Genomic DNA, 21,246 nt, shown 5'->3' on the forward strand with positions numbered 1-21,246 from the left:
ACTTATCTCACCCTGCGATAAAAAGAAATGACGCGACAAAGAAGTGGAAAGAGGATCACAAGTTTGCTTCACTGGCAGAAACACATAAGGAGGGATGCATGAAAACGATCGGCCTGTTGGGTGGGATGAGCTGGGAATCGACCATCCCCTATTACCGCCTGATTAATGAAGGGGTGAAACAGCGTCTGGGTGGCCTGCACTCCGCGAGCCTGCTGCTGCACAGCGTCGATTTCCATGAAATCGAAGCCTGCCAGTCGAGCGGCGAGTGGGATAAAGCCGGGGAGATCCTGGCGCAGGCGGCGCTGGGGCTGGAGCGTGCGGGGGCGGAAGGCATTTTGCTCTGTACCAACACCATGCATAAAGTGGCGTCTCATATCGAAGACCGCAGTTCGCTGCCGTTCCTGCATATCGCGGATGCGACCGGGCGCGCGATTCGTGCATCCGGGATGTCGCGCGTGGCGCTGCTGGGCACACGCTATACGATGGAGCAGGATTTTTATCGCGGCCGTCTGAGCAGTGAGTTCGGCATTGAAAGCTTAATCCCGGACGAGGCTGACCGGGCGCGCATCAATCAGATCATCTTCGACGAGCTATGTCTCGGCACCTTCAGCGAAGCGTCCCGCACGTACTACCTCAGCGTCATCGAGAGGCTCGCGCAGCAGGGAGCGGAAGGGGTGATCTTCGGATGCACGGAAATCGGTTTGCTGGTGCCGGCCGAGCGAAGCGCCATTCCGGTGTTCGACACTGCGGCCATTCACGCCGCCGATGCCGTCGAGTTTATGCTGTCATAGGGCGTTTTGCAGGTCAGGTAAGCGAAGCGCCACCTGACGCGCGTGCTCGGTCAAATGCCCGGTGAAAGCGTCCACCAGCGCCGAAGCCGGACGATGCAGGGGGCGAATCAGGCTCACGGTGAAGGGAACGGACACGCTAAACCGGCGAATGACGATCCCGCTTCCGGCATAGTCCAGCGCCGTGAGGGGATTGACGACCGCTACGCCCACGCCCGCGCGCACCATGGCGCATATTGACGCCGCGCTGTGCGTTTCCACTACCATCCGCCGTTTCACCTGATGTTCGGCAAACAGCGAATCCAGCAGCTGACGGTAGCTGTCGGTCTGGGACAGGCTGATGTAGTTTTCCCCGTGAAAATCTGCAGGCGTCAGCACGGCCTTACCGGCGAGCCGATGCCCGGCGGGCAAGACGCAAACTTCATCCAGCGAGAGCAACTCCGTGCGCTCGGTGCCTGCGGGTGTGGCGAGCGTTTCCGTCAGGCCCAAATCGTGGCGCTGGGCGGAAAGCCACTCTTCAAGCAGCGGTGACTCCTGCGGAACAATGGTGAGATTGACCTCAGGATAGCGGGCCAGAAACGGCTGCAGCAGCGTCGGCAGAAACGACTGGGAAAAGACGGGCAGGCAGACGATGGAAAGCTCGCCCTGGCGAAACTCCCGCAAACTCTCCGCCGCGCTGACGATCCTGTCCAGCCCGTACCACGAGCGCTGGACTTCTTCGAACAGACGTAATCCCTGCACCGTCGGGTGAAGCCTGCCGCGCGCGCGTTCAAACAGCTTAAGCCCCAGCACCTTTTCAAAACGCGCCAGCTCACGGCTGACCGTTGGCTGCGAAGTGTGCAGCATCTGTGCGGCTTCCGTGAGATTACCGGCAGTCATCACGGCGTGAAAAATCTCGATGTGGCGTAGGTTAACGGCGGGCATAGGGCACCTGAAAGCGGGTGAGAGTTCCATATCATTTTTGCATAGAGTCGGGATAAAACGATATTTTTTATTCCCTTCGTTTTGTGGCGTAATCATAAAAATTGATTCATGCCCCGGAGATAACCATGCCACGCCCGCTGAACCAGACTGATACTGATTTGAACGCCGATAACCTGCTGCGCCTGCCTGCCGAATTCGGCTGCCCGGTGTGGGTCTACGACGCGCAGATCGTTCGCGAGAAGATCGCCGCGCTGCATCAGTTCGACGTGGTGCGTTTTGCCCAGAAAGCCTGCTCGAATATTCATATTCTGCGCCTGATGCGCGAGCTGGGGGTAAAGGTTGACTCCGTTTCTCTTGGCGAAATTGAGCGCGCGCTGGCGGCCGGGTTTGATCCGAAAGCCGACGGTGACGCAATTGTCTTTACCGCCGACGTGATCGACGACGCGACGCTTGCGCGCGTGCATGAGCTGCAGATCCCGGTCAACGCCGGTTCTGTGGATATGCTGGAACAGTTGGGTCAGGTGTCTCCCGGCCACCGCGTCTGGCTGCGCGTGAACCCCGGTTTTGGCCACGGTCATAGCCAAAAAACCAATACCGGCGGCGAAAACAGCAAGCATGGCATCTGGTATGCCGATATGCCTGCCGCGCTGGAGGTATTGCAGCGTTATAACCTGAAGCTGGTTGGGATCCATATGCACATTGGGTCAGGCGTGGATTATGGACACCTTGAGCAGGTGTGCGGTGCGATGGTGCGCCAGGTGCTCGACTTCGGGCAGGATCTGGAGGCGATCTCCGCAGGCGGCGGGTTGTCCATTCCATACCGTGAAGGGGAAGAGGCGATCGATACCGATCACTATTACGGACTGTGGAGTGCGGCGCGCGACAAAATTGCTGCCCATCTGGGCCATCCGGTAAAACTGGAGATCGAACCGGGGCGTTTCCTGGTGGCGGAGGCTGGCGTGCTGGTGGCACAGGTGCGTAGCGTGAAAGAGATGGGAAGCCGTCACTTTGTGCTGATTGATGCAGGCTTTAACGATCTGATGCGTCCGTCTATGTACGGCAGCTATCACCACATCACGGCGCTCGCTGCGGACGGTAGCGATCTGATTAACGCGCCGCGCGTAGAAACCGTCGTGGCGGGCCCGCTGTGCGAATCCGGCGACGTGTTTACCCAGCAGGAGGGCGGCAAAGTGGAAACGCGCGCGCTGCCAGAAGTAAAACCGGGTGATTATCTGGTGCTGCACGACACCGGGGCGTACGGCGCGTCGATGTCTTCAAACTACAACAGCCGCCCGCTGCTGCCGGAAGTGCTGTTTGATAACGGCGTGGCGCGACTGATTCGCCGCCGCCAGACCATTCAGGAACTGCTGGCGTTAGAACTCGTCTGAGTAAAATACGGCCCCGTTGTCACCGAGTCGCGCAATACCAGCGTGCCGGTAAACGGCGGGATCGCTTCGACCGGCTGGTTTTTTGCCAGCCGGATCGCCTGATCGATGGCCGTGACGATCATGTTGTCAATCGGCAGATACACCGATGAGAGCGCAGGCTCCAGCCATTTTGCACTCGGCGCATCGTCAAACCCAAACAGCGAAATATCCTTCGGGATCTTCAGCCCGGCCTGGTGTAATGCTTTGGACGCGCCGAGCGCCATATCATCGTTACAGGCAAACAGCGCGCTGAACGGTACCTTTTCCTCAATCAACGCTTTGCACAGCTCATATCCCCGCGTCATTCCCGCATCGCCGTATTTAATCCGCCGCTCGTCCAGCCGAATACCGTGCTTTTCCAGCGCCTTGCGGTAGCCCATCAGACGCGCTTTTCCGGTTGGGGTGTGGATAGGAACGGTGATGCAGGCGATCTCCCGGTGGCCCTGGCTTATCAGGTAATCCACCGCTTTGAAGGCCGCATCCTGCTGTTCGAAGAAGACGCAGCGATCCGCCGCCTGGCTGACCTCGCGGTTGATCACTACCAGCGGGGTCTGCACCCTGTTCATCAGCTTGATGATCGCCTTTTCACTCATGTAGCGGGTGTACAGCACGATGGCATCGCACTGGCGATCCGCCAGCATCTGTACCGCCTGCTCTTCCTGCTCCGGCGCGTCGTGACCGTCGGTCACGATCAGCTGTTTACCGTGCGTTTCAGTTTGTCGGGAGGCCTGCTGTAGCAGGCGGCCGAAGTAAAATCCGTCGAAGGTGGAGACCACCAGACCAATGCTGTTGCTGGTCTGGTTGGCGAGCGAACGCGCGAGAAAGTTTGGGCGATAGCCCAGCTCTTCCATCGCCGCGAACACCTGCTGACGCGTACTCTCTTTAACCTGACCCGTGCCGTTCAGCACGCGCGAGACGGTGGCCTTTGATACGCCCGCACGCAGTGAGACATCCAGCATTGTTGCCATTCGAAATTCCTGCTTCCACGTAATGGCATGCAGTTTAACACAGACCATCCGGCGCATAAGCGACGCGGGAAGGGCAAAACGCCCACCAGGATCACGCTTTTCAGTAACGATCCATCAGGTCAGGACAAATGGCTGTAAGTGGTATGCCAAATCAGTCATAAATCATAATCTGGAATACCGGACGTCGCGTTGAGAGCTTAATCACAGAACAGATCGGGGCGTGAAGCTATTTTTGGTATGCCAATAGTATCCGGCTGTACACCTTATTCAATAAAAGCCCTTTTACTGAGGTATTACCCTATGGCATTACAGGAAAAACTGATCGACGCTCTGGGCAGTTTTGCCACCAAATTCAACAGCTATCGCTATATCATGGCGATCAAGTCTGCCTTTATTACCTTAATGCCGGTCATCATCGTTGGGGCATTTTCTGTGCTTATTTCCAACATGGTGCTGGATCCGAAAAATGGCCTGGCGAGCTTTGAGTCTTTGTCATTTCTCGCTGCGCTAAAACCGATTACCAGCGCGCTCAATTACGCCACGCTGAACTTCCTCAATATCGGCGCAGTGTTCCTGATTGGTATTGAGCTGGGGCGCATTAACGGCATTAAATCGCTGTTCCCCGGCCTGCTGGCGGTGATTTGCTTTATCTGTGTCACGCCGACCACCGTAGAGATGCTGGTGGACGGCGAAATGCATGTGGTGAAAGACGTGCTGCTGCGCCAGTTCTCCGATACCCGCAGCCTGTTCCTCGGCATGTTTATCGCCATTCTGTCGGTTGAGATTTACTGCTGGCTGGAGAACCGCAAGGGGCTGAAAATCAGAATGCCAGACACCGTGCCGCCTAACGTGGCGGCGTCGTTCTCCGCGCTGATCCCGGCCATTATCACTACCACCGCCATTGCCACCTTTGGCTTCGTGTTCCACCAGCTTACCGGCATGTACCTCTACGACGCGGTTTATCAGGTGGTGCAGCAGCCGCTTGAGCGCGTGGTGCAAAGCCTGCCGGGCATTCTGCTGCTGATGTTTGTCGCCCAGCTGTTCTGGGTGATCGGCATTCACGGCAACCAGATGATCAAGCCGATCCGCGAGCCGCTGCTGCTGGGGGCGATCACCGTCAACATGAGCGCGTTCGAGCAGGGCAAAGAGGTGCCAAACATCATCACCATGCCGTTCTGGGATGTGTATATGAGCATTGGCGGATCAGGGCTCACTATCGGTCTGCTGATCGCGGTGATGATTGCCACCAAACGCAAAGAGATGAAGGAGATCGCCAAGCTTTCCATCGGTCCTGGCCTGTTTAACATCAACGAGCCGGTGATTTTCGGCATGCCAATCATGCTCAACCCGATCCTTGCCATTCCGTTCATCATTACCCCGCTGGTGACGGGCTCCATCGGTTATTTTGCGACGGTGACCGGTTTTGCCGGCAAAGCCGTGGTGATGGTGCCGTGGACCACGCCGCCGCTCATTAACGCCTGGCTCTCTACCGCAGGATCGATGGGAGCGGTGATCACCCAGCTTATCTGCATTGTGACGGCGGTGATTATCTATCTGCCGTTTGTGAAAATTGCCTCACGCCGTGCGGAGCAGGCCGCGTTGAAGCAAGCCACCGATAACGTATGAGGACGTGATGAGCACAAAACAGATTACGATACCGCAGGATTTCATTCTGGGCGCAGCGGCATCAGCCTGGCAAACCGAGGGCTGGAGCGGTAAAAAACCGGGTCAGGATTCGTGGATCGATCTCTGGTACAAGAACGATCGTCACGTCTGGCATAACGGCTACGGCCCGGCGGTGGCGACCGATTTTATCAACCGCTTTCGCGAGGACGTGGCCCTGATGAAGCAGGCGGGGCTGACGCACTACCGCACCTCCATCAACTGGTCGCGTTTTTTGACCGACTATGAAAACGCGACGGTGGATGAAGAGTACGCCGCGTATTACGACGCGCTGTTCGATGAGATGCTTCGTCAGGGCATCGAACCGATGATCTGCCTGGAGCATTACGAGCTCCCTGGCGCGCTGCTTGAAAAATACGGCGGCTGGGCGTCGAAGCATGTGGTTGAGCTGTTTGTCCGCTACGCGGAAAAGGTGTTTGACCGCTACCACGGCAAAGTCACCCGCTGGTTTAGCTTCAACGAGCCGATCGTGGTGCAGACCCGCGTTTACCTGGACGCGCTGCGATGGCCGTACGAGCAGAACACCGGTACGTGGATGCAGTGGAATCACCACAAGGTGCTGGCGACGGCGAAGGTCGTGAAGCTATTCCGGGAAAAGGGATATGACGGTTCCGTCGGCTGTATTCTCAACCCGGAAGTGACCTACCCGCGTTCCCGCGCGCCACACGACGTGCGGGCGGCGGAGATCTACGATCTGTTTTATAACCGCGTGTTCCTCGACCCGCTGGTGCACGGCCGCTACCCGCAGGAACTCGTTACCCTGCTTGAGCAGCATCAGGTTGAATGGGACTACACGGCGGAAGAGCTGGCGCTGATTGCCGACAACACCGTGGACGAGCTGGGCATCAACCTCTATTACCCGCACCGGGTGAAAGCGCCTTCCCGCGCCTGGCACCCGGAGACGCCGTTCCACCCGGCGTACTACTACGAGCCGTTCGAGCTGCCGGGGCGGCGGATGAACAGATCCCGCGGCTGGGAGATTTATCCGCGCATTATCTATGACATGGCGATGCGGATTAAAAAGGAGTACCGCAATATCGACTGGTTCGTGGCGGAAAGCGGTATGGGGGTTGAAAACGAAGCCCAGTTCCGCAATCGTGACGGCGTTATCGACGATTCGTACCGCATCGATTTTATCAGCGAGCACCTCTACTATGCGCTGCTGGCGCATGAAGAAGGGGCAAACTGCCACGGCTATATGCTCTGGGCCTTTACCGATAACGTCTCGCCGATGAACGCCTTCAAAAACCGCTATGGGTTAATTGAAATTGACCTCGAAAACAACCGCGCCCGCCGCGCGAAAACATCGGCCACCTGGTTCCGTCAGCTGCGCGATGAGCGCGTGCTGACGCTCAGCGTTGACGATGAATGGAAGTAGGCATTCTGATAAAATAGCGCACAAACTGGCCGGGAGGACGCCCGGCCTGCGCTTAACTGAAAAACACAGGTGAAAACGTGGATAAGGCTGTCATCCTGCCGGAAAAAAAACAGTACCAGGAAATTGGCGAGGATTTACGGGCGCAAATTATCCAGGGGCATTATCCCGTTGGGTCGCGCCTGCCGCCGGAGCGCAACATAGCCGAGACCTACGGCGTAAGCCGTACTATCGTGCGTGAGGCGCTGCTGATGCTGGAGCTACAGGGCACGGTGGATATTCGCCAGGGGTCCGGCGTCTACGTGATGCGTATTCCTGAAGAACATGAAAACGAGGAAGAACGCTTCCTCAATAGCGACGTTGGCCCGTTTGAGATCTTACAGGCGCGCCAGCTCCTCGAAAGCAACATCGCCGCCTTTGCCGCCAAAATGGCAACGCGCGCGGATATCGACAACCTGCGCCGCATCATCGAGCAGGAGCAGCGGGCCATCGCCGCGGACGATCGCAGCCAGGACAACAACAAGATGTTCCACCTGGTACTGGCGGGAGCGACGCAAAACCAGATGCTGCTGGCGACCGTCGAGAGCATCTGGCATCACATGGACAGCAGCCCGCTGTGGCAGCAGTTTAACGTCCACATCGCCAGCCGCGCGTATCGCCTTAAATGGCTGGGCGACCGGCAGACCATCCTTGCAGCCCTGCGCCGTCGCGACGTCATGGGCGCGTGGCAGGCCATGTTCCAGCATCTGGAAAACGTGAAAAAGAGTTTGCTGGAGCTGTCGGATGAAGATGCGCCGGATTTCGACGGCTATCTGTTTGAATCTGTTCCGCTGTTCCAGGGGAAACTGGTATGACGATCCTGCCGCTGTACGCCGCGCCGCAGTTTGCAGAGCAGGCGATCGACTGGATTTGGCGGGCCTTCGGCGACGGCCTGCCGCGTGAATTTTTCCAGAGCGTTATCGATCACAGCCAGACACCCGGCGCGCTGCCGCTGACGTTTATTGCCGTTGAGGATGAACGGCTTCTGGGCACCGTCGGATTATGGCGCTGCGATCTCATCACGCGTCAGGATCTTTATCCCTGGCTGGCGGCGCTGTACGTGGATGAGGCGGCGCGAGGAAAAGGACTCGCGGGGAAGCTTCAGGAGCATGTTATTGCGTATGCCGCGCAGGCCGGGTACACCGAGCTGCATCTGTGGTCTGCCTGCCGCGACTTCTACGAACGCTACGGCTGGCAGTACATTGGCGATGGGCTGGAATACCCGAATACGCAGGTTCACCTCTACCGTTACTCGCTCTGTGCTTCTGCAAGAGACGCAACGGAATGACGGCGCACCAGCGTCGGGCTGAACAAATGCGTAATATCCGGCGGCTGGCGCTGTTCAGCCAGCGCTAACGCCAGCTCGGCGGCCTGCGTCGCCATGGTGATAATGGGGTAACGCACTGTCGTCAGGCGCGGGCGCACGTAGCGTGAGACCAGCACGTCATCGAAGCCAATTAGCGAAATTTCTGCCGGAACCTCGATGCCGTTGTCATTTAACACGCCCATTGCCCCTGCGGCCATCGAGTCGTTATAGCTGGCCACCGCCGTGAAATTTCGTCCGCGACCTAACAGTTCCGTCATGGCCTGCTCGCCACCGCTTTCATCGGGTTCACCATACGCCACCAGCCGGTCGTTACACGGCAAACCATTTTCACGTAGCGCGTCGTAATACCCCTGCAAACGATCTTCCGCGTCGGAAATAGGGTGGTTTGAGCACAGGTAGCCAATTCGGGTATGACCTTGCTGAATCAGGTGTCGCGTGGCAAGCCAGGCGCCGTAGCGGTCATCCAGCGCCACGCAGCGCTTTTCGAAGCCGGGAATGATGCGGTTGATGATCACCATACCGGGCATTTGCTTCATCAAATGAATGAGTTCGGCATCGGGGATCATTTTCGCGTGAACCACCAGGGCGGCACAGCGGTGACGAATCAGCTGTTCAATGGCCTGGCGCTCTTTGAGTTCATTATGATAGCCGTTGCCGATCAGCAGAAAATTACCCGTCTGGTAAGAAACCTGCTCAACTGCTTTAACCATCGCCCCGAAAAACGGATCGGACACATCGCCCACGACCAGCCCGATGGTTTCGGTAGATTGCTGCGCAAGGGCGCGCGCATTGGCGTTGGGGTGATAATTCAGGTTTTCCATGGCGTCCTGCACGGCCTGGCGTGATGCGTCACTGGCTTTAGGAGAGTTATTGATCACGCGGGAGACGGTCGCGACGGAAACACCAGCCAGACGAGCCACATCCTTAATTGTCGCCATTTATTACCTTCTTATTAGGGGTAAGCGTTTACACACTAACTAGTGTTACGGAAAAGCGGCACGCATTCAAGGGGAGCGGGGTAACACCCTCACCAAACGTGACGCAGAACACCCCTGGTCGTGTAATCGTTACACGGGAAGACGTGTCAAAATAATGTTAATCCGAACCTTTAGTTACACTTTGCCTCAGGCTGTTGCGATTGTCCGGTAGCGAGGACAATGTCGGGGTTGATAGAGTCGAGATCCCAGAGGTATTGATAGGTGGAATCAACTCCGGTTGATTAACACGATTTACACCAACCTGCGTTTATACGCAGGTTTTTTTTGCCTGTAAGTTCAACCTGTAACAGCAAAGAGAATATACACACCTGGTTGCACTTAGGCTCATTCCCTTGCGTTTTCTCACTGGCGAAGCGCCGGGTGAACAGCCACAATCAAGATCCCAGAGGTATTGATTGGTGAGAATTCTTAGTACGGTTTCGTACTCATCTCTTGCACCAACCTGCGCGGATGCGCAGGTTTTTTTTCGCCTCCGTTTTTGCTGTCGCTCCCTCCCCACTTCTCGTGTAATCTGCCACCATTTACTATCAACCCTTCATTCTGGCTGGCAAAGGGAGTTGAAATGCTTTTTGGGTTCTTCCGCACACTGTTCCGTATTCTCTTCCGTCTCCGCGTCACGGGCGATGCGCAGGCACTTTATGGCGAACGTGTTCTTATCACGCCGAACCACGTTTCTTTTCTTGATGGCATATTGCTGGCGCTGTTTTTACCCGTGCGGCCCGTCTTTGCGGTCTACAGCTCCATCAACCAAAAATGGTACATGCGCTGGCTGGCGCCGCTGATTGATTTTGTCCCGCTCGACCCAACAAAACCGATGATGATCAAACATCTGGTGCGTCTGGTTGAGCAGGGGCGTCCGGTGGTCATTTTCCCCGAGGGGAGAATTTCCGTGACCGGTTCGCTGATGAAAATTTATGACGGGGCCGCTTTTGTCGCGGCGAAGTCACAGGCCACCGTGGTGCCGCTGCGCATTGATGGGGCAGAACTGACCTATTTCAGCCGCCTGAAGGGGTTAGTGAAGCAGCGCCTGTTCCCCAAAATTACCCTGCATATTCTGCCGCCCACAACGCTCCCTATGCCGGAAGCGCCGCGCGCGCGCGATCGTCGTAAAATCGCCGGTGAAATGCTCCATCAGATAATGATGGAAGCGCGCATGGCCGTCCGTCCGCGCGAGACGTTGTACGAATCTCTGCTGTCGGCGCAGTACCGCTACGGCGCGAAGAAAAACTGCATTGAAGACATCAACTTCACCCCGGACACCTATCGCAAACTGCTGACCAAAACCCTGTTCGTGGGCCGTATTCTTGAGAAGTACAGCAAGCGGGGCGAAAAAATTGGCCTGATGCTGCCTAACGCCGGGATCAGCGCGGCGGTGATTTTTGGTGCCGTTTCTCGCGGGCGTATTCCGGCGATGATGAACTACACGGCGGGTGTGAAAGGGCTTACCAGTGCCATCACTGCCGCCCAGATTAATACCGTCTTTACTTCCCGCCAGTTCCTGGAAAAAGGCAAGCTCTGGCACCTGCCGGAGCAGCTTACCCAGGTACGCTGGGTCTTCCTGGAAGATCTGAAAGCGGACGTCACGACGCTCGACAAGCTGTGGATTTTTGCTCACCTGCTCGCGCCTCGCCTGGCGCAGGTCAAACAGCAGCCGGAAGATGATGCGATTATCCTTTTCACCTCCGGCTCTGAGGGCAACCCGAAAGGCGTCGTCCACAGCCACAAAAGCATTCTGGCGAACGTTGAGCAGATCAAAACGATTGCCGACTTTACCGCTAACGATCGCTTTATGTCCGCGCTGCCGCTGTTTCACTCTTTCGGCCTGACCGTCGGTCTCTTTACGCCGCTGCTCACCGGTGCTGAAGTATTCCTCTACCCAAGCCCGCTGCACTACCGCATTGTGCCGGAGCTGGTTTATGACCGTAACTGTACCGTGCTGTTCGGCACGTCAACGTTCCTTGGCAACTATGCGCGCTTCGCCAATCCGTATGATTTCTTCCGCGTGCGCTATGTGGTTGCCGGTGCGGAAAAACTGCAGGACAGCACGCGGCAGATTTGGCAGGACAAGCTTGGCCTGCGCATTCTGGAAGGCTACGGCGTCACGGAGTGCGCGCCGGTGGTCTCTATCAACGTGCCGATGGCGGCGAAGCCGGGGACGGTTGGCCGCATTCTGCCGGGGATGGATGCGCGCCTGCTGGCGGTACCGGGGATTGAAGAGGGGGGGCGCCTGCAGCTGAAAGGACCCAACGTGATGAACGGCTATCTTCGCGTAGAAAACCCAGGCGTGCTCGAAGCGCCAACGGCGGAAAACGTCAACGGGGACGTTGAGACCGGCTGGTACGACACGGGTGATATTGTTCGCTTCGACGAGCAGGGCTTCGTGCAGATCCAGGGACGGGCAAAACGCTTCGCTAAAATTGCGGGCGAAATGGTCTCCCTTGAAATGGTGGAGATGCTGGCAACAGCGGTTTCCGCTGACAAACTGCACGCCACGGTTGTGAAGAGCGATGCGAATAAAGGTGAGGCACTGGTGCTCTTCACCACGGACAGTGAGCTTAAGCGTGACGCGTTGCTTAAGCATGCGCGCGAGCATGGTATCCCTGAACTGGCCGTGCCGCGTGATATTCGCTACCTCAAACAGCTTCCGGTGCTGGGCAGCGGTAAGCCCGATTTCGTGACCCTCAAGGGCATGGTGGAAGAGGCGGAACAGCAAAATGCATGAGTCAGCACAGGCTAACAACTCACTCCGGTCGAAGGGCATGATGGCGGTTATCGCCGCGCAGTTTCTTTCTGCGTTCGGTGATAACGCGCTGCTGTTTGCCACGCTGGCGTTGCTCAAGGCCGAGTTTTACCCCGACTGGAGCCAGCCGATCCTCCAGATGGTGTTTGTGGGTGCTTACATTATTTTCGCGCCGTTTGTGGGGCAGGTGGCGGACAGTTTCCCTAAAGGTCGGGTGATGATGTTCGCCAACGGCCTGAAGCTGTTGGGTGCGGCAAGCATCTGCTTTGGTATCAACCCGTTTATCGGCTATACGCTGGTAGGCATTGGCGCGGCATCTTACTCTCCGGCGAAGTATGGCATCCTGGGCGAGCTAACGACGGGCGATAAGCTGGTGAAAGCCAACGGTTTGATGGAGTCCTCTACCATCGCGGCGATTTTGCTCGGGTCCGTGGCGGGTGGTGTACTGGCGGACTGGCATGTGCTGGCGGCTCTGAGCGTTTGTGCGGTGGTGTACGGCGGGGCGGTTGTCGCGAACCTGTTTATTCCCAGACTGCCGGTGGCGCGTCCGGGTCAGTCCTGGCGTTTCGGGCCGATGACCGGCAGCTTCTTTAACGCCTGCCGCGTACTGTGGCGCAACGGTGAAACGCGTTTCTCATTGATGGGAACCAGCATGTTCTGGGGGGCGGGCGTCACGCTACGTTTCCTGCTGGTGCTGTGGGTACCGATGGCGCTGGGGATCACCGACAACGCAACGCCAACCTACCTGAATGCAATGGTCGCCGTTGGGATTGTCGTCGGGGCAGGGGCGGCGGCGAAACTGGTCACGCTTGAGACCGTTGCGCGCTGTATGCCTGCAGGGATTTTAATCGGTGTCGGCGTACTGTTCTTCTCGCTTCAGCATGCGTTGTTGCCAGCGTACGTGCTGCTTATCCTGATTGGTATACTGGGTGGTTTCTTTGTGGTGCCGCTGAATGCGCTTTTGCAGGAGCGCGGAAAGCAGACCGTGGGGGCCGGAAATGCCATTGCCGTGCAAAACCTTGGCGAAAACGTGGCGATGCTGCTGATGCTGGGCCTTTATTCGCTGGCGGTCAAAGTGGGTGTGCCGGTGGTGGCCATTGGCGTCGGGTTTGGCGCGCTGTTTGCGCTGGCGATTACGGGATTATGGATCTGGCAGCGTCGGCGTTGATAAGTATAGCCGGGTGGCGGCTTCGCCTGACCCGGCCTACGTTTAAGTACCTGTAGGCCCGGTAAGCGTAGCGCCACCGGGCAAAAAGCATCAGGCTACGGTGCAGGATAAGTATAAACCTGATGCACCGCTTCAATCTCCGCTAACACCTCTTCACTCAGGTTCAGATTGAAACTCTCAATATTGGTTTTCAACTGTTCCATTGTGGTCGCGCCCAGCAGGGTGCTGGCAACAAACGGCTGACGCCGCACGAAGGCCAGCGCCATCTGCGCAGGGTCAAGACCGTGACGCTTCGCGATATCCACATAGGCCGCAACGGCTTTCTGCGTTTGCTCACCGCTGTAGCGGGTAAAGCGGCTGAAGAGCGTGTTACGCGCCCCGGCAGGCTTCGCGCCGTTCAGGTATTTGCCCGTCAGCGTGCCAAAGCCGAGACAGGAATAGGCCAGCAGCTCCACCTCTTCATACTGCGTCACTTCCGCCAGACCGACCTCATAGCTGCGGTTAAGCAGGCTGTACGGGTTCTGGATGGTGACGATGCGCGGGAGATCGTGTTTATCGGCAAGGTGCAGATAACGCATCACGCCAAATGCCGTTTCGTTAGACACGCCGATGTAGCGGATTTTCCCCGCGCGCTGGCACTCGGTCAGCGCTTCCAGCGTTTCCAGCAGCGTAACGGCGGGCGCGCTCTCGTTCCAGCTGTAGCCGAGCTTGCCAAAGCAGTTAGTCGGACGCTGCGGCCAGTGTACCTGGTAGAGATCGAGATAGTCGGTTTGCAGACGCTTCAGGCTGGCATCCAGTGCGGCGCGAATATTCTTACGATCGAGGATCTGGTTTGGGCGGATCCCGGCATCGTTATTACGAGAGGGGCCGCTGACTTTTGAGGCGATAACGAGCTTTTCGCGATTGCTGCGTTTTGCCAGCCAGTTTCCCACATAAGTTTCAGTTAGCCCCTGCGTTTCCGGGCGAGGAGGGACAGGGTACATCTCTGCGACATCAATCAGGTTAATACCCTGGCTGACGGCGTAATCGAGTTGTGCATGGGCATCGGCTTCGCTGTTTTGTTCACCAAATGTCATCGTGCCCAACCCCAGTTGGCTTATCTCCAGAGCGCTATGGGGGATACGGTGATAATGCATAGCCGGCTTCCTTCATTAAACATACAGACGCGTCAGGAACTTCCCGACAAAGGAATATAAACATGGCAGAGGGGAAGCAAAAGGGGAAGGGAAAAATCAAAAAGGCCAGCAAGCGACTGACCTTTAACGGGTTTAGCGCTCGATAATTTGCGAGACTTCGTCGCGGTTAATCTGCATTTTATTCCCTGCCGGGTCGCGGTAACTCACCAGCCCGGTATCGTCGTCGACTTCGGGTTTACCATCGGTCAGGATCATCCGACCATCTTTTGTAGACATAACATAATCACTGCTACAGCCCGATACCGCAAACGCCAACCCGACTGCAGAAATTAACACTGCCCATTTTTTCATCGTTATCGTCCTCACCTGGCTTGTATTAAATCATAGTGTAGTAATAACCTGATATGACGAAAGCAGGAAGTAGTAAAATCTTAAAAACCAGGTGATTATGTTTGTTAGCTCGCAAAATTCGTTAAAAACCTACGTTTTTAGTAAAAAATGGCGTGCGAGCAGCGTGCCAGTGAAATTCTTTTTGAGATAAAAGCCGCGAGGTAACGTCAGGATCGGCTCGCCATGAGCGCCGATCGCTTCGGTAAGGGCCTTGCTGTTGGCCGCCTTTGGACGCAGCTGCAACACCTCACCATGACGGGCGGTGATGCGCTCAACTTGCCCAAGGACGATCATGTCCATTAACTCTTCCCAGTCCAGACGCAACTGCTGCTCTTCGTCTTCATCAGGGCTCCAGAGCAGCGGCGCGCCCACCCGCCGTTCGGCTAGCGGGATCTGCCGTTCACCTTCCACCGGAACCCACAGTACGCGTTTCAGTTTATGACGTACGTGGCTGGTTTCCCAGGTTACGCCGGTATTGCCGGTCAACGGCGCCACGCAGACAAACGTGGTTTCCAGCGGTCTTCCCTGTCTGTCGATGGGGATCGTTTTTAACTCCACGCCCAGTGCGGCGAAATCTTGTTCTGGCTTACTGCCCGCGCTGGCACCTAACCACAGTTCCAGCAGCATGCCGATCCAGCCCTTGTCTCTTTTCAGATCGTCAGGGATCGGTAGACCCGCCATTGCCGCCAGATCGCCAAGTGAATAGCCTGCCAGGCGCTGCGCCTGAGTCAGCAACTCGGTTTCGCTGGAAGGGGGAGTAAGCAAGGGAGCAAGCGGAAGCATGACGGTAACCTTCTGATTAAAAAATAAACTAAGAAATTATCCCTTGTGGATAGAGTCTACCGTTTTCTGTACGAATAATCCATGTGTATGATTTATAGGTTTTTTTACTACTGAAAAATTATTATGTCCGCGGCTAAAAACAGGTTGTTCAAATCTGGTCACTGACAATAAACAGGATCTTACACCCTGTTATCCACAGAAAAGTGGGATAACTGGGAATAACCCACACTACTGTTTCGATTTACAGCCTTGACGTGCGACGAAAATCGAATTTTCAGACAAATTGTGCCTAACTTATTGGCACAATCTGTGGATAAAACCGACGCTGTTCGATCTTTCATCAGTACAACGATCGCTGATGTGATGATCGTCACGCTATCAGTTCTGGTATCAATAATTAAAGGTATAACCTAATGAAATATAGCATTTTTTATAATGAGCGGTGTAAGCGGCTCTAAACGACGATTCAGGTTGTTCATCGGTAATTCCATACTTCTTCACAACTATATCCACAGAAAAGGTGAATAAAATTGCCCTTACGGTCCTTCATCTGTTTATAACTCCCCACATATTTGTGAGTTATTCAAATGTTATTAGGTTGCAAGCCTGTAAGAGAGTGGTTTACCGCCTCCCTGTAGTGTGAAACAATCATTCATATATAAGGTTTAGTTTGGGGTAGTCCGGTGATTGATGACGATGGCTACCGCCCGAACGTAGGAATAGTAATTTGTAATCGTCTGGGTCAGGTCATGTGGGCCCGTCGATATGGTCAGCACTCCTGGCAATTCCCGCAAGGCGGGATCAATCCAGGAGAGTCCCCAGAACAAGCGATGTACCGGGAGCTGTTTGAAGAGGTCGGTTTAAGCCGAAAAGATGTTCGCATCCTGGCTTCGACCCGCAACTGGTTGCGTTACAAGTTACCGAAACGTTTGGTGCGTTGGGACACAAAGCCGGTTTGTATCGGCCAGAAACAGAAGTGGTTTCTTCTGCAGTTGGTGGGCAACGATTCAGATATCAATATGCAAACCAGCAGTACGCCGGAGTTTGATGGCTGGCGTTGGGTGAGCTATTGGTATCCTGTTCGTCAGGTCGTGTCATTTAAGCGCGATGTTTACCGTAGGGTGATGAAAGAGTTCGCAAGTGTTGTCATGCAGCTTCAGGAGATCCCGCCTAAGCCGCAAAGCGCACCTGCCTGGCGACGTAAAAGAGGTTAAGCTACGCAAATCATGCTCACCCGCTTGCGCGAAATAGTCGAGAAGGTCGCCAGTGCGCCTCGCCTGAACGAGGCGCTGAATATTCTGGTGACTGATATCTGTCTGGCGATGGAAACCGAAGTTTGTTCGGTGTATCTGGCCGACCATGACCGGCGTTGCTATTACCTGATGGCGACTCGTGGCTTGAAAAAACCACGAGGCCGCACCGTTACGCTCGCTTTTGATGAAGGTATTGTTGGGCTGGTTGGTCGTCTGGCCGAACCCATTAACCTTGCTGATGCGCAAAAACACCCTAGCTTCAAATATATTCCTTCCGTAAAAGAAGAACGCTTCCGCGCCTTCCTGGGCGTGCCGATTATCCAGCGTCGTCAGTTGCTTGGCGTTCTCGTTGTTCAGCAGCGGGAACTGCGCCAGTACGATGAAAGCGAAGAGTCATTCCTTGTGACGCTTGCCACGCAGATGGCCGCCATCCTCTCTCAGTCTCAGCTTGCTGCCCTGTTTGGCCAGTATCGTCACACGCGCATTCGTGCGCTCCCGGCGTCACCGGGTGTGGCAATTGCCGAAGGCTGGATGGACGCCACGTTGCCGCTGATGGAGCAGGTTTACGAGGCCTCGACGCTTGATGAAGCGCTCGAGCGCGAGCGTCTTACCGCTGCACTGGAAGAGGCTTCCAACGAATTTCGCCGTTACAGCAAACGCTTTGCTGCGGGTGCGCAAAAAGAGACGGCGGCGATCTTTGACCTCTATTCACACCTGCTTTCTGATGCGCGTCTGCGCCGTGAGCTTTTCGCGGAAGTGGATAAAGGTTCGGTGGCCGAATGGGCCGTTAAAAAAGTCATTGAAAAATTTGCCGAGCAGTTTGCGGCACTGACCGATGGTTATTTGAAGGAGCGTGCCGGGGATTTACGCGCGCTGGGGCAGCGTTTGTTGTTCCATCTTGATGACACCATTCAGGGCGCGAATGCCTGGCCAAAACGGTTTGTGCTGGTAGCAGATGAACTTTCAGCGACGACGCTGGCAGAGCTACCGCAGGACAGGCTCGCCGGGGTAGTGGTGCGTGATGGTGCCGCCAACTCCCATGCTGCCATCATGGTGCGCGCGCTCGGTATTCCAACCGTCATGGGGGCCGATATCCAGCCCTCGGTGCTACACCGCCGCACGCTGGTGGTGGATGGCTATCGCGGTGAACTGCTGGTCGATCCTGAGCCCGTACTGCTGCAGGAATACCAGCGTCTCATTAGTGAAGAGAATGAATTAAGCAAGCTGGCAGAAGATGACGTCAACCTGCCCGCGCAGCTCAAAAGCGGTGAGCGGATCAAAGTCATGCTCAACGCCGGGTTAAGCCCCGAGCACGAAGAGAAGCTCGGCAGCCGCATCGACGGTATCGGCTTATACCGCACTGAAATCCCGTTCATGCTGCAAAGCGGTTTCCCGTCAGAAGAGGAGCAGGTGGCGCAGTATCAGGGGATGCTGCAGATGTTTAACGACAAGCCGGTCACGCTGCGCACGCTTGACGTCGGGGCGGATAAACAGCTGCCGTACATGCCAATCAGTGAAGAAAACCCGTGTCTGGGCTGGCGCGGGATCCGCATCACGCTCGACCAACCGGAGATCTTCCTGATCCAGGTTCGTGCCATGCTGCGTGCAAATGCGGCAACGGGCAACCTCAGCATTTTATTGCCGATGGTCACCAGTATTGACGAGATCGACGAAGCAAAACGCTTGATCGAACGCGCGGGCCGCGAAGTGGAAGAGATGATCGGCTATGCGATCCCTAAACCACGTATTGGCGTGATGCTCGAAGTGCCGTCGATGGTCTTTATGCTGCCGCAGCTGGCAAACCGCGTTGATTTTATCTCCGTCGGGACCAACGATTTAACGCAGTACATACTGGCCGTTGATCGAAATAACACGCGCGTCGCGAGTATCTATGACAGCCTGCACCCGGCAATGCTCCGGGCACTCGCCATGATTGCCCGTGAAGCGGAGCAGCACGGTCTTGATTTGCGTCTGTGTGGTGAAATGGCGGGCGATTCGATGTGCGTCGCCATTCTGATTGGCCTGGGCTTCCGTCACCTGTCCATGAACGGCCGTTCTGTCGCGCGTGTGAAGTATCTGTTACGTCATATTGAAATAGAAGATGCCCGCGAGTTGGCGGAACGCAGTCTGGACGCACAGATGGCAGCCGAAGTACGGCATCAGGTTGCGGCGTTTATGGAAAGACGCGGCATGGGTGGCCTAATTCGCGGCGGCCGCTAATTTGCATTTCTCCCTCTCCCACAGGGAGAGGGCCCGGGTGAGGGCATCAGGCCGCACAATACCCTATACACATCTTTTACATCTCAGGCGCATCCTCCATGCCTGCCTTATGCTATGATTCGCACCTTTGGAGCCTCTGCGACACGCAGCAGCGCATTTCTACCGCTGTCCACTTTCAGCGGAATAACAACATCTTGTGGTGACAGATGAACAGTGGTTATCTGCATTTTCCGGAATTTGATCCGGTTATTTTCTCAGTTGGACCTGTCGCGCTGCACTGGTACGGTTTGATGTACCTGGTGGGCTTCATTTTTGCGATGTGGCTTGCGGGCCGTCGCGCGGGTCGTCCCGGCAGTGGCTGGACAAAGAACGAAGTTGAGAACCTGCTGTATGCTGGCTTCCTCGGGGTATTCCTGGGCGGGCGTATTGGCTATGTCCTGTTCTATAACTTCCCGGTATTCCTCAACGATCCGCTCTATCTGTTCCGCGTCTGGGATGGGGGAATGTCCTTCCACGGTGGCCTGATTGGTGTGATCCTGGTGATGGTGATCTTCGCCAAACGCACCAAACGCAACTTCTTCCAGGTAGCTGATTTTATTGCTCCACTGATCCCATTCGGGCTGGGAGCGGGGCGTCTGGGTAACTTTATCAACGGCGAACTGTGGGGCCGCGTTGACCCGAGCGTGCCGTATACGATGCTCTTCCCCGGCTCTCGTGCAGAGGATATCGCGCTGCTGCCATCGCATCCGGAGTGGCAATCCATTTTCGATACCTACGGCGTTCTGCCGCGCCATATGTCCCAGCTTTATGAGCTGGCGCTGGAAGGTGTGGTGCTGTTTATCATCCTGAACCTCTTCATCCGCAAGCCGCGTCCTATGGGGGCTGTCTCCGGTCTGTTCCTGATCGGCTACGGTGCGTTCCGCATCATCGTTGAATTCTTCCGTCAGCCGGACGCACAGTTCACCGGCGAGTGGGTGCAGTACATCAGCATGGGGCAGATCCTCTCCATTCCGATGATTGTCGCGGGTGCCATTATGATGATTTGGGCGTATCGTCGTCGTCCACAGCAACAAATTTCCTGAGGAACCATGAAACAGTATCTTGAATTGATGAAAAAAGTGCTCGATGAGGGCACGCCGAAAAATGACCGCACCGGTACCGGTACGCTCTCCATTTTTGGCCACCAGATGCGCTTTAATCTGCAAGAAGGCTTCCCTCTGGTGACGACGAAGCGCTGCCATCTGCGCTCGATCATTCATGAACTGCTCTGGTTCCTGCAAGGCGATACCAACGTTGCCTATCTGCATGAAAACAACGTCTCTATCTGGGACGAATGGGCAGATGAAAACGGCAACCTGGGTCCGGTTTACGGCAAGCAGTGGCGCGCCTGGCCAACGCCTGACGGTCGCCATATTGACCAGATCACCACCGTGATGAATCAGCTGAAAAATGACCCGGATTCGCGCCGAATCATCGTTTCCGCCTGGAACGTGGGTGAACTGGACAAAATGGCGCTGGCACCCTGCCACGCGATCTTCCAGTTCTATGTGGCGGATGGCAAGCTCTCCTGCCAGCTTTATCAGCGTTCTTGCGACGTGTTCCTCGGTCTGCCGTTTAACATCGCCAGCTATGCGCTGTTAGTTCACATGATGGCGCAGCAGTGCGATCTCGACGTGGGTGATTTCGTCTGGACGGGGGGGGACACCCATCTCTACAGCAACCACATGGAGCAGACGCATCTCCAGCTGACTCGCGAACCGCGTGCGTTGCCGAAGCTGATTATCAAACGTAAACCAGACTCGATCTTCGATTACCGCTTTGATGATTTTGAGATTGAGGGTTACGACCCGCATCCCGGCATCAAAGCGCCCGTCGCTATCTGATACGGCAGATACTCACACAACCGGTGCTTTTTAGCGCCGGTTTTTTTTCGTTCTCGATGTGTTTTACGAGCCGTTTTCCAGAGACGCTGCAACGTCCTGCAACAGTCGACATTCACTGGATGACGGCTCGTAAAAACCTGATTT

Annotated in this window: 18 protein-coding genes and 1 pseudogene; 12 read left to right on the plus strand and 7 right to left on the minus strand. The window is 55.9% G+C overall.

All coding sequences use genetic code 11. From position 1 onward, the window contains the following. Window positions 1-98 precede the first annotated feature (98 nt). Window positions 99-791 (plus strand): aspartate/glutamate racemase, encoded by a 693-nt coding sequence (locus EXW94_RS11925; RefSeq protein WP_126815942.1) that lies wholly within the window; start codon window positions 99-101, stop codon window positions 789-791. Here EXW94_RS11925 and EXW94_RS11930 read toward each other — a convergent pair. Next, window positions 786-1,712: a LysR family transcriptional regulator gene (locus tag EXW94_RS11930; RefSeq protein WP_010435167.1), complete on the minus strand. Its 927-nt coding sequence runs from the start codon at window positions 1,710-1,712 to the stop codon at window positions 786-788. The genes EXW94_RS11925 and EXW94_RS11930 overlap by 6 nt on opposite strands. Window positions 1,713-1,837: 125 nt before the next feature. On the opposite strand from EXW94_RS11930, the gene lysA reads away from it, so the two are divergent. Continuing rightward, on the plus strand, window positions 1,838-3,100 hold the full coding sequence (gene lysA, locus EXW94_RS11935; protein ID WP_174340180.1) for a diaminopimelate decarboxylase: 1,263 nt from the start codon (window positions 1,838-1,840) through the stop codon (window positions 3,098-3,100). On the opposite strand, the gene EXW94_RS11940 is transcribed toward lysA, so the two are convergent. Further along, complete coding sequence (locus EXW94_RS11940; RefSeq protein WP_174340181.1) at window positions 3,070-4,107, minus strand: LacI family DNA-binding transcriptional regulator; 1,038 nt, start codon at window positions 4,105-4,107, stop codon at window positions 3,070-3,072. The two genes, lysA and EXW94_RS11940, sit on opposite strands and share 31 nt — an antisense overlap. Window positions 4,108-4,407: 300 nt before the next feature. Here EXW94_RS11940 and EXW94_RS11945 point away from each other — a divergent pair, with 300 nt between their 5' ends. The 4 genes from EXW94_RS11945 (at window position 4,408) to EXW94_RS11960 (ending at window position 8,492) form a co-directional block, all read left to right on the plus strand. Beyond that, window positions 4,408-5,733 carry a PTS sugar transporter subunit IIC gene (locus EXW94_RS11945; RefSeq protein WP_010435159.1) on the plus strand — a complete coding sequence of 442 codons (1,326 nt, stop codon included), beginning with the start codon at window positions 4,408-4,410 and terminating at the stop codon, window positions 5,731-5,733. Between the two features lie 7 nt (window positions 5,734-5,740). Beyond that, window positions 5,741-7,168 carry a glycoside hydrolase family 1 protein gene (locus tag EXW94_RS11950; protein ID WP_174340182.1) on the plus strand — a complete coding sequence of 476 codons (1,428 nt, stop codon included), beginning with the start codon at window positions 5,741-5,743 and terminating at the stop codon, window positions 7,166-7,168. Between the two features lie 77 nt (window positions 7,169-7,245). Further along, window positions 7,246-8,019: a GntR family transcriptional regulator gene (locus EXW94_RS11955; RefSeq protein ID WP_010435154.1), complete on the plus strand. Its 774-nt coding sequence runs from the start codon at window positions 7,246-7,248 to the stop codon at window positions 8,017-8,019. Then, entirely contained in the window at window positions 8,016-8,492 is a 477-nt protein-coding gene (locus EXW94_RS11960; protein WP_089601138.1) for a GNAT family N-acetyltransferase, read from the plus strand. The genes EXW94_RS11955 and EXW94_RS11960 overlap by 4 nt, the downstream gene beginning before the upstream one ends. Here the strand turns inward: EXW94_RS11960 and galR are convergent. Beyond that, on the minus strand, window positions 8,453-9,469 hold the full coding sequence (gene galR / locus EXW94_RS11965; RefSeq protein ID WP_010435148.1) for an HTH-type transcriptional regulator GalR: 1,017 nt from the start codon (window positions 9,467-9,469) through the stop codon (window positions 8,453-8,455). The genes EXW94_RS11960 and galR overlap by 40 nt on opposite strands. Before the next feature lie 622 nt (window positions 9,470-10,091). Here galR and aas point away from each other — a divergent pair. Both aas and lplT read left to right on the plus strand, forming a co-directional pair. Continuing rightward, on the plus strand, window positions 10,092-12,251 hold the full coding sequence (gene aas / locus EXW94_RS11970) for a bifunctional acyl-ACP--phospholipid O-acyltransferase/long-chain-fatty-acid--ACP ligase (protein ID WP_174340183.1): 2,160 nt from the start codon (window positions 10,092-10,094) through the stop codon (window positions 12,249-12,251). Beyond that, window positions 12,244-13,437, plus strand: a complete 1,194-nt coding sequence (gene lplT / locus EXW94_RS11975) for a lysophospholipid transporter LplT (RefSeq protein ID WP_174340184.1) — start codon at window positions 12,244-12,246, stop codon at window positions 13,435-13,437. The genes aas and lplT overlap by 8 nt, the downstream gene beginning before the upstream one ends. A 95-nt stretch (window positions 13,438-13,532) precedes the next feature. On the opposite strand, the gene EXW94_RS11980 is transcribed toward lplT, so the two are convergent. The 4 genes and pseudogenes from EXW94_RS11980 to EXW94_RS28210 all read right to left on the minus strand — a co-directional run. Further along, entirely contained in the window at window positions 13,533-14,573 is a 1,041-nt protein-coding gene (locus EXW94_RS11980) for an NADP(H)-dependent aldo-keto reductase (RefSeq protein ID WP_174340185.1), read from the minus strand. Between the two features lie 132 nt (window positions 14,574-14,705). Beyond that, window positions 14,706-14,924 (minus strand): YgdI/YgdR family lipoprotein, encoded by a 219-nt coding sequence (locus EXW94_RS11985; RefSeq protein WP_010435144.1) that lies wholly within the window; start codon window positions 14,922-14,924, stop codon window positions 14,706-14,708. A gap of 129 nt (window positions 14,925-15,053) precedes the next feature. Then, a complete protein-coding gene (gene mutH, locus EXW94_RS11990; protein WP_109081807.1) occupies window positions 15,054-15,746 on the minus strand; it encodes a DNA mismatch repair endonuclease MutH in 693 nt (230 codons plus the stop codon). A gap of 154 nt (window positions 15,747-15,900) precedes the next feature. Next, window positions 15,901-15,975: pseudogene (locus tag EXW94_RS28210) on the minus strand (hypothetical protein); the annotation flags it as partial. A 454-nt stretch (window positions 15,976-16,429) separates the two neighbouring features. On the opposite strand from EXW94_RS28210, the gene rppH reads away from it, so the two are divergent. The 4 genes from rppH to thyA all read left to right on the plus strand — a co-directional run bounded on the left by rppH (window position 16,430) and on the right by thyA (window position 21,102). Continuing rightward, window positions 16,430-16,960, plus strand: a complete 531-nt coding sequence (gene rppH, locus EXW94_RS11995) for an RNA pyrophosphohydrolase (RefSeq protein ID WP_089601146.1) — start codon at window positions 16,430-16,432, stop codon at window positions 16,958-16,960. A gap of 12 nt (window positions 16,961-16,972) precedes the next feature. After that, window positions 16,973-19,219 carry a phosphoenolpyruvate--protein phosphotransferase gene (gene ptsP / locus EXW94_RS12000; RefSeq protein ID WP_108416347.1) on the plus strand — a complete coding sequence of 749 codons (2,247 nt, stop codon included), beginning with the start codon at window positions 16,973-16,975 and terminating at the stop codon, window positions 19,217-19,219. Window positions 19,220-19,425: 206 nt separating this feature from the next. Next, window positions 19,426-20,301, plus strand: coding sequence for a prolipoprotein diacylglyceryl transferase (lgt, locus tag EXW94_RS12005; protein WP_010435139.1), 876 nt, complete (start codon window positions 19,426-19,428; stop codon window positions 20,299-20,301). Window positions 20,302-20,307: 6 nt separating this feature from the next. Next, window positions 20,308-21,102, plus strand: a complete 795-nt coding sequence (gene thyA, locus EXW94_RS12010; RefSeq protein WP_174340186.1) for a thymidylate synthase — start codon at window positions 20,308-20,310, stop codon at window positions 21,100-21,102. Window positions 21,103-21,246: the final 144 nt, after the last annotated feature.

Source organism: Enterobacter sp. JMULE2 (assembly GCF_013337145.1).
Lineage (GTDB): Bacteria > Pseudomonadota > Gammaproteobacteria > Enterobacterales > Enterobacteriaceae > Enterobacter > Enterobacter mori.

Bases quoted from the DNA above. Each gene is read 5' to 3' on its own strand.
- EXW94_RS11930 (WP_010435167.1), bottom strand. From the start codon at position 1,712: ATGCCCGCCGTTAACCTACGCCACATCGAGATTTTTCACGCCGTGATG.
- EXW94_RS11980 (WP_174340185.1), bottom strand. From the start codon at position 14,573: ATGCATTATCACCGTATCCCCCATAGCGCTCTGGAGATAAGCCAACTG.
- EXW94_RS11925 (WP_126815942.1), top strand. From the start codon at position 99: ATGAAAACGATCGGCCTGTTGGGTGGGATGAGCTGGGAATCGACCATC.
- EXW94_RS11985 (WP_010435144.1), bottom strand. From the start codon at position 14,924: ATGAAAAAATGGGCAGTGTTAATTTCTGCAGTCGGGTTGGCGTTTGCG.
- lplT (WP_174340184.1), top strand. From the start codon at position 12,244: ATGCATGAGTCAGCACAGGCTAACAACTCACTCCGGTCGAAGGGCATG.
- EXW94_RS11950 (WP_174340182.1), top strand. From the start codon at position 5,741: ATGAGCACAAAACAGATTACGATACCGCAGGATTTCATTCTGGGCGCA.
- EXW94_RS11940 (WP_174340181.1), bottom strand. From the start codon at position 4,107: ATGGCAACAATGCTGGATGTCTCACTGCGTGCGGGCGTATCAAAGGCC.
- lysA (WP_174340180.1), top strand. From the start codon at position 1,838: ATGCCACGCCCGCTGAACCAGACTGATACTGATTTGAACGCCGATAAC.
- EXW94_RS11960 (WP_089601138.1), top strand. From the start codon at position 8,016: ATGACGATCCTGCCGCTGTACGCCGCGCCGCAGTTTGCAGAGCAGGCG.
- EXW94_RS11945 (WP_010435159.1), top strand. From the start codon at position 4,408: ATGGCATTACAGGAAAAACTGATCGACGCTCTGGGCAGTTTTGCCACC.
- aas (WP_174340183.1), top strand. From the start codon at position 10,092: ATGCTTTTTGGGTTCTTCCGCACACTGTTCCGTATTCTCTTCCGTCTC.
- lgt (WP_010435139.1), top strand. From the start codon at position 19,426: ATGAACAGTGGTTATCTGCATTTTCCGGAATTTGATCCGGTTATTTTC.
- galR (WP_010435148.1), bottom strand. From the start codon at position 9,469: ATGGCGACAATTAAGGATGTGGCTCGTCTGGCTGGTGTTTCCGTCGCG.
- thyA (WP_174340186.1), top strand. From the start codon at position 20,308: ATGAAACAGTATCTTGAATTGATGAAAAAAGTGCTCGATGAGGGCACG.
- ptsP (WP_108416347.1), top strand. From the start codon at position 16,973: ATGCTCACCCGCTTGCGCGAAATAGTCGAGAAGGTCGCCAGTGCGCCT.
- mutH (WP_109081807.1), bottom strand. From the start codon at position 15,746: ATGCTTCCGCTTGCTCCCTTGCTTACTCCCCCTTCCAGCGAAACCGAG.